Raw genomic sequence first — 12,658 nt, forward strand, 5'->3', positions numbered from 1 at the left:
GGCCGGCCCGCGGTCTGTGCCGGGCGAACCGCGGTCGTTGCCGGGCTAACCGCGGGCGGGCCCGACGGGGGCCGCCCGCGCCGGTCCCCCTCGGGGCTCCCCTGGGGCGACCCCGGTTTCCGCGCCCGCCGCCTCGGGAACCAGGTTCGGGGCGCGGAGCGTTGAACCTGCGGGCCGCCTCGCGCGTCCTGGGAGGACCGGCGCGAGCGCGGCGGGACGGCACGGCCATCACGAAGCACGCACGGGCACGGGGGTAGTCGCATGACCGCACGGGGTTCCAGGGCGACGGGGGCGCGCCTGCGCAGGCTGCTCGGCGCCGGGTTCGGGGCGGCCCGCCGCGCGCCGCTCGCCGCGCTGCGCCGCTGGAAGCTCACCCTGGGCGTGGTGGGCCTGCTGGGCCTGCTCGCCGCGGCGCCGTGGGCCTGGGTGCAGGCCACCAGCGCCCCGTACCGGCTCACCGCCGCCGAGGTGCCCGAGACGCCGGTGGCGCTGGTGCTCGGCGCGGGCATCCGCGACGGCCGCCCCACGCCGTTCCTGGCGGGCAGGCTGGACGTGGCCGCCGACCTGTACCACCGGGGCAAGGTGAAGGTGCTGCTGGTCAGCGGGGACAACAGCCGCCCCGACTACGACGAGCCCACCGCGATGCGGAACTACCTGCTGCGCCAGGGCGTCCCGGACTCGGCGATCGTGTCCGACTACGCCGGTCTGGACACCTGGGACTCGTGCGCCAGGGCCAACCGGATCTTCGGCGTCACCTCGGCGACCGTGGTGACCCAGCGGTTCCACCTGCCGCGCGCGGTGGCGCTGTGCCGGGCGGCGGGCATCGAGGCGTACGGCGTCGGCCACGACACGTGGGGCGCCCGCAGCAGCACGACGCTCTACGGCTACTTCCGCGAGTCGGTCGCGAGCGTCAAGGCGTTCTGGGACGGGGCCGTGACGAAGCGCGACCCCCGGTTCCTGGGTCCCCAGGAGTCCGGGGTCACCAGGGCCCTGGAAAGCTGAATGACTACTTTGGGTATCACTTGCTTAGCCTGATTGGGCGATATCTGATGCAACTCGCGTAAGTGGTGCCGCCCGCGCGCTTTCCATCTCCGTGAACATGCGGACATGGAGGACCTGACGGTGGAGATAGACACAGCGGAGTACCAGCGCGTCCTGGGGGACGAACTCCGCAGTCTCCGCAAGCAGCGCGGGTGGACGCGCAAGGAGCTGAACCAGCGGCTCCAGAGCGACATCTCGCTGCAGACCCTGGCGACCTACGAGCTGGGCACCCGCCAGTGCTCGGTGGTGCGCCTGGTGGAGATCTGCGTCGCGCTGGGAGTGCCCGCGCACCGGGTGCTGGCGAAAGTGCACGAGCGGGTGTTCGGCGACTCGCCGTCCGGCCACCTGCCGGTGAACCTGGCCGCCGTCGTGGCCGACGGCAGGCCGCACCTGGCGCCGCTGCGGCGGTGGGCCCAGGGCAGGCTCGCCCAGATCGGGCCCGAGCAGCCGCCCGAGGTGCACCTCGACCTGCCCGCGCTCGACTACATGGCCCAGTTGTGCCAGCTCAGCACGGTGGACCTGATCAGGACCCTGCGCGAGATGGACAACCGCCACGGGTAGCATCTCGCTGGCGCATTGTCCTACTAACGCAGGAAGTCGCTTGCCGAACACTCCAGGTGCAGACCCAGGTCGCCTCCCGCTGCGCACCGCGGCGGCCGTGCGGCTGGGCAACATGAGCTCGAAGCTGTCGCAGAAGATGGGGTTGGGCGCGGGCGGCATGATCGGTGGCCGCATCGCCCTCAAGCTCGACCCGCAGGCACTGGCCCACCTCACGTCCGGGCGCAGGGTCGCGCTCGTCACGGGCACCAACGGCAAGACCACGAGCACGATGATGCTCAGCAGGGCCGTGTCGGCCCTGGGCGAGGTCGCGACCAACCACGGCGGCGCCAACATGCCGGACGGGCACGTGACCGCGCTGAGCAAGCAGCAGGAGGCGCCGTACGCGGTGCTGGAGGTCGACGAGGGGTACTTCCCCGAGGTCGTCCGGGCGTCCAACCCGTCCGTCGCGGTGCTGCTGAACCTCAGCCGGGACCAGCTCGACCGGGTCGGCGAGGTCCGCACGATCGAGCGGAACCTGCGGGAGGCCCTGAACACGGTCACCGGCGTCGTCGTGGCGAGCTGCGACGACATCATGGTCACCTCGGCCGCGCGGGACTGCGCGCGGGTGATCTGGGTGTCCACCGGCACCGGCTGGCACAACGACGCGGCCTCGTGCCCGCGCTGCGGCGACCCGATCCGCTGGCAGGGCGAGCACTGGCACTGCACCGGCTGCGACCTGGCCCGGCCCAAGCCGGACTGGGTGACCGGGGACGGCTTCCTGATCACGCCCAGGGGCGAGCGGGTCGAGCTGTCGCTGCGGCTGCCGGGCAAGTTCAACATGGCCAACGCGGTCATGGCCGCCGCCGCCGCCGCCGAGATGGGCGTCGCGGTGCCGGACGCCGTGCAGCGGCTGCGCACGGTGTCCAACGTGGCCGGTCGCTACCGGACGATCCAGCGCTCCGGCAGGCGCGCCAGGCTGCTGCTGTCGAAGAACCCGGCGGGCTGGAGCGAGACGCTGACCGTGGTCAGCGAGTCGGCCCACCCGGCGGTGCTGGCGATCAACGCGCACGAGGCCGACGGCCGCGACCTGTCGTGGCTGTGGGACGTGCCGTTCGAGCAGCTGCGGGGCAGGCGGGTGATCGCCTCGGGCGAGCGCGCGACGGACCTGGCGGTGCGGCTGACGTACGCCGAGGTCGAGCACACGATCATCCCGGACCCGCTGGAGGCGATCGACGCGATGCCGGTGGGCGACGTCGAGGTCATCGCCAACTACACGGCGTTCCGCGACCTGAACGCGAGGTCCGCTGATGGCGAGTAAGGTCCAGATCGCCCTGGTGCTGCCCGACCTGCTGGGCACCTACGGCGACTTCGGCAACGCGGTCGTGCTCGAGAAGCGCATGGCGTGGCGGGGCATCCCGGCCGAGATCGTGCCGGTGCGGTTCGGCGAGCCGGTGCCCGACTCGTGCGACATCTACGTGGTCGGCGGCGGTGAGGACACCGCGCAGACCCTGGCGGTGCGGCACCTGCGCGAGCACCCTGGGATGCAGCGGGCCGCCTCGCGCGGCGCGGTGATCCTGGGCGTGTGCGCGGGCATCCAGATCTTCGGCGAGAAGTTCACCCGCGCCGACAACGTGACCCACCCCGGTCTCGGGCTGGTCGACTCCAGCTCGCACGCCGGGGGCAGCCGGGCGATCGGCGAGGTCATCGCGGAGCCGGTGGACGGGCTGTTCGAGGGCCTGCTGACCGGGTTCGAGAACCACCAGGGCCGCACCGTGATCGGGCCGTCCGCCCGGCCGCTGGCCAAGGTGCGGGTCGGCACGGGCAACGACGGGTCGGTGGAGGGCCTGGTGCAGGGGCGCATCCTGTGCACCTACCTGCACGGGCCGGTGCTGCCGCGCAACCCGCAGATCGCCGACCTGCTGATCGAGTGGGCGACCGGGACCAAGCCGCAGCCGCTCGACCTGGAGGCCGTGACGCGGCTGCGCCAGGAGCGGGCGAAGGCGGCCGGGGTGTGCCCCGGTCGGGGACTGCTGTGCCGGGGGGCGGTGCTTCGGCGCCGCCCCCCGCGCTGCGCAGCAGTGCGAAACCACGGGCTGCTGCACCTCGGCTCCGCGTTGCGGCTCGGTCGGTTTGCTCTTTCGCCTGACGCGCCCCCGCTCAGGGCCGGACGAGGACCTTGAGCGCGGTGCGCTCGTCCATGGCGCGGTAGCCCTCGGCGACGTCGGCCAGCGCGACCGTGCGGTCGAACACCGGGGACGGGTCGAGGCGGCCCGCGAGCACGTCCGCCAGCAGCTCGGGCAGGTGGGCGCGGACCGGGGCGACCCCGCCCGCGAGGGCGACGTTGCGGCGGAACAGCTCGCCGATCGGCGGGGCGGGGGCCTCGTGCGGGACGCCGACGTAGCCGATCCGGCCGCCGTCGCGCACCGCGCCGAGCGCGGTCCGCCAGGACTGCTCGTTGCCGACGCACTCCAGCACGGCGGGCGCGCCGAGCCCGCCGGTCAGCTCCCTGACCCGCTCCACGGCCGCCTCGCCGCGCTCGGGCACCTGGTCGGTGGCGCCGAACAGCCGGGCCACGGTGGCCCGGTCCTCGTGCCTGCCCAGCGAGATGATCCGCTCCGCGCCGAGCCTGCTCGCGGCCAGCACGCCGCACAGGCCGACCGCGCCGTCGCCGACCACGACGACCGTGGAGCCCCGGCCGACGCCCGCGGCGAGCGCCGCGTGGTGGCCGGTGCCCATGACGTCGGACAGGGACAGCAGGGCGGGCAGGAGGGACTGGTCGGCGTCGCGCGGCACGGGCACGAGGGTGCCGTCGGCGTGCGGGACGCGGACCGCCTCGCCCTGACCGCCGTCGGAGCCCTTCGAGCCCCACGAGCCGCCCTCGGGGCAGGAGGTCTGGAGGCCCGCGACGCAGTGCGCGCAGGTGCCGTCGCTCCAGCAGAACGGGGCGATGACCCGGTCGCCGACGCTGAGCGTCGACACGTCGGAGCCGACCTCGACCACCTCGCCGACGAACTCGTGGCCGATGCGCTGGCCCTGGGCGCGCTTGGACACGCCCCGGTAGCCCCACAGGTCGCTGCCGCACACGCACGCCAGCTCGACCCGCACGACGGCGTCGGTGGGGAGCTGGATCACCGGGTCGGGGACCTCCTCGACTCGGATGTCCCGTGCACCGTGGATCGTGGTCGCCCGCACTTGTCGCGCCTCCTCGTGGATGTCCACCCGGTCGTGCCAGTGGCCATTGTCGCCCGAGCCGGGGGCGGGCACCGGACGGCGGTCAGCCCGGCAGGGCGGCGGTGAGGACCGGGAGGGCGTTCTCCAGGGCGCGGTCCCAGTACGGCCAGGTGTGGGTGCCCGGCCCGTACAGGTCGGCGGTGACCCGCGCGCCCGCCCCGGTGAGCCGGGCCGCCGTGGCGAGGTTCTCGGCCCACAGCTCGGCCTCCAGGGCGTCGACGACCTCGTTGCCGGGCGGGTCGAGCGGGCCGGGGGCGCCGTCGCCGCAGGACAGGTAGACCGGGACGCCGCGCAGGGCGTCGGCGAGGTCGTGCGGGTTGTGGGCGGCCCAGTCGGCGTCGGTGGGCCAGAGCGCGGCCGGGTCGAGGTCGGCCTGGGTGACGATGCGGCGGACCAGGGCGCGGGAGTCGTCGGTGCCGGTGGTGTGGACGACGCCGCTGAACGAGGCGGCGGCGCGGAAGAAGCCGGGGTGGCGGGCGGTGTAGGAGAGCGCGCCGAAGCCGCCCATGGAGTAGCCGGCGACGACCCGGTCCCCGCTCGCGCGGTAGTCGCGCTCCAGGGCCTCGCGCAGCTCGACCAGGTGGAACGCCTCCCAGGCCGGGCCGTCGGCCCAGTCGGTGTAGAAGCCCGCCAGCCCGCCCTCGGGCATGGCGACGATGACGTCGAGGTCGCGGGTGAGCCGGTCGGCCTGGCCGGGCGAGGTCCAGCCGAGGTGGGAGCCGCAGCAGCCGCTCAGCAGGTAGAGGACCGGCCAGCGGCGGTCGGGCTGGGCGGCCCAGCCGCCGGGGAGCAGCAGGCGGACCTGGGCGTCGCGGCCGAGCGCGGCGGAGGGCAGGACGAGGTCCACGACCCGGCCGGACGGGTCGGCGGTGGCGCTCGTGGTGGTGCTCGTGGTGCCGGTGGGGCCGGTGGGTGCGCTCGGTCCCGCGGTCGTGCAGGCGGCGAGCAGCAAGATCAAGAACAGGGTGAGGGCGCGCACCACCCGAGGATGCCCCCGAACCGGGCAGCGCGGTAACCCCGAACGGACCAGGAGGGGGTGCTTCCGGTGATCGGCCGAACCGGAATCGCTTCGGTCGGAGTTCAACACCGGGCCCCTGGAGCGATAAGCCGGGTGACGGCGCGAATCGTGATCCGAGCACCCCTCACGACCTGGGTGATCTGGGGATTCCGCTCCGCTGGGCACGCCTAGGATGTCCGGCCAAAGGCGACGGGAGCAGGGATGGCTACACCGGTGTACAGCGGGGCGACGCGGACTCCGCAGCGGGGCAGACCCAGGGACGCCAGCCGCGACGAGGCGCTGCGGCGGGCGGCGCTGGAGGTCATGGCGGAGGTCGGCTACCGGGCGCTGACGATGGACGCGGTGGCGGCGCGGGCGCGCGCCGGGAAGGCCACGATCTACCGGCGCTGGGAGTCGAAGCTCGACCTGGTCATCGACACCTGCGCGCAGCTGGCGAGCCAGAACCTGGTGCAGCCGGACACCGGGTCGCTGGAGGGGGACCTGAGGGAGTCGCTGCGCTCGTTCGCGGCGTTCCTGTCCGGGCCGATCGGCAAGGCGGCGCAGGCGCTGGTGGGCGAGCTGCCGCACGAGCCGGAACTGGCGGTGGCGTTCCGGGAGACGTTCCTGATCGCGCAGCGCGAGGTGCTGCGGCAGGTGCTGGACCGGGCGCACGGGCGCGGCGAGCTGCGCGAGGGGGCGCCGAGGGCGATGGCCGTCGAGCTGGCGGGCGCCGCGCTGACGTACCGGCTGATGCTCACCGGCGAACCGCTGGACGAGGCGTTCGTGGAGCGCGTGGTGGAGCAGGTGCTACTGCCCCTCGTGGCCAAGGGGCAGTAGCACCGGCGGGACGGGGCGACGGCGGGCGCGGTCGGCCCGGCCGGGCGCGCCGATCAGCGGAAGAGCTTGCGCAGCAGGGCGAAGCCCACCACCGCGCCCACCGCGATGAGCGCGTACCGGACGCGGGGGTCGTCGAGCTTCGCCTGCACGCTGGCCTTGCCCGCCTCCACGAAGCGCTGGGGGTTGGCCCTGGTGCCGAGCTCGTCCAGGGTCGCCGCCAGCGCGTCGCGTGCTTGCTCGATCTCGCGCTGGATGGCGTCGGGGTCGCGTGCCACATCTCCTCCTCGCGGGCTTCAGGCGGTTAACCGTAGTTGACCTGGGACGGCGGCGTGGAGCGACCCGGCCGTGCCGGTGGGGGGAGTCGGGGGCCGGGCGGGGGCCCGGCGGGGGCCGGGACGGGCTCCGGCGGGTGGGCGGGCTGGTCGGGGCCGGGGGCGGGGCGGTCGATAGGGTGACGCGGCGGGGGTCGTAGCCCAACGGCAGAGGCAACGGCTTTAGGTGCCGTCCAGTGAGAGTTCGAATCTCTCCGACCCCACAACGGGAAGCGGGACCCCGCGCTGCGGCGCGGGGTCCCGTTCGCGCAGGTGGGCCCGGTGCGGCGCGTTCGAGGGCGGTGAGCGCGACGACCATGAGCCCGCCGAGGTCCCCGGCTTCGCGAGTGGTTGCTCTGCGGGCATTCCAGCGATTGCACTGATGGCGGCCGGGAGTTCGGGGGTCGGGTCGTCGGAGAGCACCCGGGTCCGGTTCCGGGTGGGCTTCGCCCACGGTGCCCCAGCCGCCTCGAACCCGCGGTCCGCGCGGGCCTTGCGCAGCACCTCCGCGTCCGGCTCGGCCAGGTCGACGTCCACCTCGGGCAGGTCGGCGGAGTTCGCCCGCCACGACGTGGCTGATCGCGCGAGCAGGCAACCGTTGTGGTGCGCGAGGGCTGGTGGACTTGACCACCGGGGCGGAGTGCTGGTCCGACCAGCCGAACGTGGTGGCGAGCCGCGGGGTGTCAACTCCCTGCCGCCGCTCGCGCCCGGTCTCCTCGTCGATCCACCCGGCCTGGCGCAGGGCGGTGGAGGCGATCGCGGGCGAGAGCAGGAACCACTGGACGACCTTGCACGGGGTCGACAGGCCGCCCCGTTCCCGCTCGCCCGAGCCGCGCGCTGGACCCGGTCGGCCGCCCCGCCGATCCCGGTGAGCCGGGCGACGGTGTGCCCCGTCGCCCGCGCGGTCGCCACCGGCTCGGGCAGCTCGGCCACGCGGTCCCCGGAGGTGATCCGGTGGAGCGTCGGCTGCCAGGTGCCCGTCGCCTCAACAAGCGACCGCTGGGTCTTTTGCGCTCTCACCCGCGCTCTGCCCACCGGTGCGCCTGCGTCCGCCACCACGACCCCCACCCCCTGAACCACTTCTCTGCCTCGTGATCCACGAGCACTCCCACGCAGGGGGCGGAAGCAGGCCCACCCGGTGGCGGTTCGACGCCACCGCGGCTCAGACCAGGTACCGCAGCACCTCCAGCATCGACTGCGGGTTCACCGACGACGGGTCGGGTTCCTCGCAGGCGCGCAGGCGGGTGGTGATCGCGTCCGCGTCCAGGTCGACGCCGATCAGGACCAGCTCGGTGCGGGGTTCGCCCGGCCACGGGGTGCGGTCGAACCGCAGGTAGTCGCCGACGACCTGCAGCTCGAACCGCTGGTCGTGGCCCGGCGCGGCGAACCGCGCGTGGCCCTTCGCGCGGTACAGGCCCGCAGGGCGGTCGGACAGGAACGCCATCAGGCGGAGCGGGTCCAGGGGTTGGCGCGTGGTGAACTCCACGCTCGACCACGCGTGGTGCGCGTGCCCCGCGTGGTCGTCCTCGCCCAGCTCCGCGACCAGGTCGTCCAGGGTCAGCTGCCCGTACCGCTCCCTCGGCCTGGGGTCGAACAGCAGCGCCGGGTCGACCCGCCCGCGCTCGGCCGCGACCACCGCGACCCCCGGCTTGCGCTCGCGCAGCGCCGCGACCAGCGCCTCGGGATCGGCCACCCGGTCGACCTTGTTCAGCACCACCAGGTCCGCCACCCGCAGGTCCGGCTCGTCCGGGAACTCGGCCGCGTCGACCACGAGCACCAGGCCGCCGTAGGCGATCCCCGGCTGCTCGCTGGCCAGCACCATCCGCACCACGCTCTGCGGCTCGGCCAGCCCGCTGGCCTCCACGACGATCACGTCGACCCGCCCGACGAGCTTGCCCAGCATCTCGTCCAGCCCGCTCACGTCGACCGCGCAGCACAGGCACCCCCCGTCGAGGGAGACCGTCGAGTCGACCTGCCCCGCGACGGCCATCGCGTCGATGCCGACGCTGCCGAAGTCGTTCACCACGACCCCGACCCGCGTGCCCCGCGCGCCGGTCAACAGGTGGTTGAGCAGTGTGGTCTTGCCCGCGCCGAGGAACCCTGCGACCACGAGCACCGGCGTCCGCTTCACGGGGAGGGATTGTGCCCGGACCGCTACGCAGCGTCGATTCGCCCCACCTAGGGCGTTATGCACGTTTCGCGCCGGATACCCTTCACCTGATTGGAGGTGCGGGGAGTTGTCAGTGATCGACTCGATCGTCGACTGGACCACCGGTCTGATGGAGACCCTGGGTGCGCCCGGTGCGGGTTTGGCGATCGCGCTGGAGAACCTGTTCCCCCCGCTGCCGAGCGAGGTGTTCCTGCCGCTGGCGGGCTTCACGGCCAGCCGGGGCGGGATGAGCCTGTTCGCCGCGATCCTGTGGACGACCATCGGATCCGTGGTGGGCGCGCTGGCGCTCTACTGGGTGGGCGCGGCTCTCGGGCGCGAGCGGGTGCGCCGGATCGTGGAGAAGATGCCGCTGGTCGACGTCGCGGACGTGGACAAGACCGAGCAGTGGTTCGTCAAGCACGGCTCGGCGACGGTGTTCTTCGGGCGCATGATCCCGATCTTCCGGAGCATGATCTCCATCCCGGCCGGGGTGGAGCGGATGCCGCTGGTCAAGTTCACGCTGCTCACCACGGCGGGCAGCGCGATCTGGAACTCGGTGCTGATCCTGGCGGGCTTCTTCCTGGGTGAGCAGTGGCACCTGGTGGAGACCTACGCGGGCGTGCTGTCGAAGGTGGTCGTGGTCCTGGTCCTGGTGGGCCTGGTCGCCTTCGTGGTGTGGAAGCTGCGCAAGCGGCGCGCGGACGCCGCGTCGGGCGGGAGCGCCGGGACCGGCGGGGACGAGGGCGGCAGGGACGAGGGCCGCGGGGACGAGGGCGACTCGGAGCGCACCGCGCGCATCGGGCCGACCGACCCGGCGGGGCCGGGCGCCTCGGACCGGACCGCTCCGGTGCAGGCGGGGCGGGTCCCGGCGCGGCCGGGTCAGCCGCACCACGGGCACCCGCAGTCGGGCCCCGGACACCACGGTCCCGGCCACGCCGGTCCCGGTCACCACGGTCCGGGTCACCCCGGTCCCGGTCACCAGGACGCGACGGAGCAGTTCCGGGCGGTGGACGCGGACCGCACGCAGCAGTTCCGCCCGATGGACCGCTAGCGCCCCGCGCAGCGGGCACGACGACCAGGCGAACGCCCGGCCGGGGACCACCCCGGCCGGGCGTTCGCGTTCCCGGCCCCCGTGCGCCCCGCAGGCGGACCCGCGCCGCGCCCCCACGTGATCACCCCGCCCGCGCCCCCGCCGCGCGCCACGCCCGCCTCAGCCCCTCAGGCGGGCACCGGCTCCGCCAGCAGGTCCTTGATCCGCCTCACCGCCGCCCGCCCCGCGCGCGTGGCCCCGACCGTGCTGGCCGACGGCCCGTACCCGACCAGGTGCACGCGCGGGTCAGCCACGACCTCGGTGCCGTCCAGCCGCACTCCCCCGCCGGGCCCGCGCAGCCGCAGCGGGGCCAGGTGGTCCAGCGCCGCGCGGTAGCCGGTCGCCCACAGGATCGCGTCGGCCCGCTGGAACCGCCCGTCCGGCCACACCACGCCGTCCTCGGTGATCCGCTCGAACGCGGGTTCGCGCCGCAGCACCCCGCTGTCCACCGCGGCCCGCACCGCGTCGTTCAGCACCAGCCCGGTGACGCTGACGACGCTGCGCGGCGGCAGCCCCTCGCGCACCCGCTCCTCCACCAGCGCCACCGCCGCCCGCCCCGCCTCGGGCGTGAACGGCTCGGCGCGGAACACCGGCTCGCGCCGGGTGACCCACGTGGTGGTGGCGTGCTCGGCGATCTCCAGCAGCTGCTGCACCGCCGACGTCCCCCCGCCGACCACGACCACGTGCCGCCCGGCGAACTCCTCGGGCCCGGCGTACCGGGCGCTGTGCAGCTGGCGGCCCCGGAACAGCTCCTGACCGGGGTAGCGCGGCCAGAACGGGTGCGTCCACGTGCCGGTGGCGTTGATCAGCGCCCTGGTGGTCCACTCCCCCCGGTCGGTCGCCACGACCAGCAGCCCGCCCCGGTCGCGCACCGCCGACACCCGGACCGGGCGCAGCACCTCGACGCCGTTGCGGCGCTCGAAGTCGGCGAAGTACGCGGGCAGCGCCTCGCGAGCCGGGACGTCCGGCGGCGGCGGGTCGAACGGGGTCCCCTGCAGGTCGTGGACGCCGTGCACGGTGGCCATGCGCAGCGTGGGCCAGCGGTGCCGCCACGCGCCGCCTGGGCCGTCCTCGGCGTCCAGCACCACGTGGTCCAGCCCGGAGCGGCGCAGCGCGTGCGCGCTCGCCAACCCCGCCTGACCAGCGCCGATCACGACGACGTCCAGGACCCCCGCCGCGCTGCCCGCACCGCTGCTCTCCACACCCCGGTCAACGCCGCCACCGCCCCGGCCCATCGTGAGCGCTCGATCACACCCGTCCGTGGAAGCCACGGGCGTTCCCGCGCGTTGGGACAGGGCATGAGCCGTCTCAGCGAGGTGCCGCTGTCCGTCCTCGAACTCGCGCCGGTCACCACGCGCACCGACGCCAGGACGGCGCTGCGCGAGACAACGGAGCTGGCCCGGCACGTCGAGCGGCTCGGCTACACCCGCTTCTGGCTGGCCGAGCACCACAACATGCCCGGCATCGCCAGCTCGTCCCCGACGATCCTGATCGGCCACGTGGCCTCGGCCACCGAGCGCATCCGGGTCGGCTCGGGCGGCGTGATGCTGCCCAACCACGCGCCGCTGGTGGTCGCCGAGCAGTTCGGCACCCTGTCCGCGCTGCACCCGGACCGCATCGACCTGGGCATCGGCCGCGCCCCCGGCACCGACCAGCGCACCGCGCGGGCGCTGCGCCGCACCGAGGGCCCGCTGTCGGTGGACGACTTCCCGCAGCAGCTCAACGAGCTGATGGGCTACTTCGACGGCACCGAGGAGCTGGACGCGGTCCCGGCGAAGGGCTACCGCCCGCCGCTGTGGCTGCTGGGCTCCAGCGGCTACAGCGCGCAGGTCGCGGGCGTGCTCGGGCTGCCGTTCGCGTTCGCCCACCACTTCAGCTCGCAGAACACGCTGCCCGCGCTGGAGCTGTACCGGCGGCGGTTCCGCCCGTCCGAGGTGCTGTCCGAGCCGCACGCGATGGTGTGCGCCTCGGTGATCGCCGCCGAGACCGACGAGCACGCGCGCTGGATCGCCGGCCCCGGCGCCCTGTCGTTCGCGCGGCTGCGCTCGGGCAAGCCCGGCCCGCTGGCCACGCCGCAGGAGGCCGCCGACTACCCGTACGACGAGCTGGAGCGGTTCGTCTTCGAGGAGCGGATGTCCTCGCAGGTCATCGGCTCGCAGGAGACCGTGCGGGAAGAACTCGAACGGCTGCTGGAGAGCACTCGGGCGGACGAGCTGATGGTGACGACGATGGTCGCGGACCAGGCGGACCGCCTCAGGTCCTTCGAGCTGGTCGCCGAACTTCGTTCGTCCGAACGAGTGAAGACTGAAGTAGAGGTGTAGCGGAGGGCCTACTGAGCGCGATGATGGGAGTGAGCGCGCACGCCCCCCGACGCGCTCCCTAACTTCCGGGCGGCCCGGCCGACCGATCCGGCCGCCGCCGGGTCCCGGGCCGTCCTCCCCCACAGCGGTGGCGGCCCCGCC

At 74.3% G+C, this 12,658-nt stretch carries 11 protein-coding genes, 1 tRNA gene and 1 pseudogene; 8 read left to right on the forward strand and 5 right to left on the reverse strand.

Annotated elements, in window-relative coordinates; translation table 11 throughout:
- Positions 1-261 precede the first annotated feature (261 nt).
- The 4 genes and pseudogenes from ACTUAL_RS18785 to ACTUAL_RS18800 form a co-directional block, all read left to right on the forward strand.
- Positions 262-1,002 carry a SanA/YdcF family protein gene (locus ACTUAL_RS18785; protein ID WP_440901181.1) on the forward strand — a complete coding sequence of 247 codons (741 nt, stop codon included), beginning with the start codon at positions 262-264 and terminating at the stop codon, positions 1,000-1,002.
- A gap of 120 nt (positions 1,003-1,122) precedes the next feature.
- Entirely contained in the window at positions 1,123-1,602 is a 480-nt protein-coding gene (locus ACTUAL_RS18790; protein WP_096497619.1) for a helix-turn-helix domain-containing protein, read from the forward strand.
- Between the two features lie 112 nt (positions 1,603-1,714).
- Positions 1,715-2,899, forward strand: a complete 1,185-nt coding sequence (locus tag ACTUAL_RS18795; RefSeq protein WP_096497618.1) for a MurT ligase domain-containing protein — start codon at positions 1,715-1,717, stop codon at positions 2,897-2,899.
- Positions 2,889-3,593: pseudogene (locus ACTUAL_RS18800) on the forward strand (type 1 glutamine amidotransferase); the annotation flags it as partial. The gene ACTUAL_RS18795 and the pseudogene ACTUAL_RS18800, both read left to right, overlap by 11 nt.
- A 145-nt stretch (positions 3,594-3,738) precedes the next feature.
- Here the strand turns inward: ACTUAL_RS18800 and ACTUAL_RS18805 are convergent.
- Complete coding sequence (locus ACTUAL_RS18805) at positions 3,739-4,773, reverse strand: alcohol dehydrogenase catalytic domain-containing protein (RefSeq protein WP_440901185.1); 1,035 nt, start codon at positions 4,771-4,773, stop codon at positions 3,739-3,741.
- Positions 4,774-4,855: 82 nt separating this feature from the next.
- On the reverse strand, positions 4,856-5,791 hold the full coding sequence (locus tag ACTUAL_RS18810) for an alpha/beta hydrolase (protein WP_440901182.1): 936 nt from the start codon (positions 5,789-5,791) through the stop codon (positions 4,856-4,858).
- 240 nt (positions 5,792-6,031) lie between these two features.
- Between ACTUAL_RS18810 and ACTUAL_RS18815 the strand changes: the two genes are divergently transcribed.
- Positions 6,032-6,646 (forward strand): TetR/AcrR family transcriptional regulator, encoded by a 615-nt coding sequence (locus ACTUAL_RS18815; RefSeq protein ID WP_096491743.1) that lies wholly within the window; start codon positions 6,032-6,034, stop codon positions 6,644-6,646.
- Between the two features lie 53 nt (positions 6,647-6,699).
- On the opposite strand, the gene ACTUAL_RS18820 is transcribed toward ACTUAL_RS18815, so the two are convergent.
- Complete coding sequence (locus ACTUAL_RS18820) at positions 6,700-6,921, reverse strand: DUF3618 domain-containing protein (protein WP_096491742.1); 222 nt, start codon at positions 6,919-6,921, stop codon at positions 6,700-6,702.
- 187 nt (positions 6,922-7,108) lie between these two features.
- Between ACTUAL_RS18820 and ACTUAL_RS18825 the strand changes: the two genes are divergently transcribed.
- A tRNA-Leu gene (locus ACTUAL_RS18825) sits at positions 7,109-7,181 on the forward strand.
- A 938-nt stretch (positions 7,182-8,119) separates the two neighbouring features.
- On the opposite strand, the gene ACTUAL_RS18830 is transcribed toward ACTUAL_RS18825, so the two are convergent.
- On the reverse strand, positions 8,120-9,088 hold the full coding sequence (locus ACTUAL_RS18830) for a CobW family GTP-binding protein (RefSeq protein ID WP_440901183.1): 969 nt from the start codon (positions 9,086-9,088) through the stop codon (positions 8,120-8,122).
- A gap of 112 nt (positions 9,089-9,200) precedes the next feature.
- On the opposite strand from ACTUAL_RS18830, the gene ACTUAL_RS18835 reads away from it, so the two are divergent.
- Positions 9,201-10,157 (forward strand): DedA family protein, encoded by a 957-nt coding sequence (locus tag ACTUAL_RS18835; RefSeq protein WP_232519704.1) that lies wholly within the window; start codon positions 9,201-9,203, stop codon positions 10,155-10,157.
- Between the two features lie 167 nt (positions 10,158-10,324).
- Here ACTUAL_RS18835 and ACTUAL_RS18840 read toward each other — a convergent pair whose 3' ends face one another.
- Entirely contained in the window at positions 10,325-11,467 is a 1,143-nt protein-coding gene (locus tag ACTUAL_RS18840; RefSeq protein ID WP_440901184.1) for an NAD(P)-binding domain-containing protein, read from the reverse strand.
- A gap of 27 nt (positions 11,468-11,494) precedes the next feature.
- On the opposite strand from ACTUAL_RS18840, the gene ACTUAL_RS18845 reads away from it, so the two are divergent.
- Positions 11,495-12,517, forward strand: a complete 1,023-nt coding sequence (locus ACTUAL_RS18845; RefSeq protein ID WP_096491740.1) for an LLM class flavin-dependent oxidoreductase — start codon at positions 11,495-11,497, stop codon at positions 12,515-12,517.
- The last annotated feature ends 141 nt before the right edge of the window (positions 12,518-12,658 follow it).

The sequence above is a fragment of the Actinosynnema sp. genome (genome assembly GCF_052038725.1).

Bases quoted from the DNA above. Each gene is read 5' to 3' on its own strand.
- ACTUAL_RS18785 (WP_440901181.1), top strand. From the start codon at position 262: ATGACCGCACGGGGTTCCAGGGCGACGGGGGCGCGCCTGCGCAGGCTG.
- ACTUAL_RS18795 (WP_096497618.1), top strand. From the start codon at position 1,715: ATGAGCTCGAAGCTGTCGCAGAAGATGGGGTTGGGCGCGGGCGGCATG.
- ACTUAL_RS18815 (WP_096491743.1), top strand. From the start codon at position 6,032: ATGGCTACACCGGTGTACAGCGGGGCGACGCGGACTCCGCAGCGGGGC.
- ACTUAL_RS18845 (WP_096491740.1), top strand. From the start codon at position 11,495: ATGAGCCGTCTCAGCGAGGTGCCGCTGTCCGTCCTCGAACTCGCGCCG.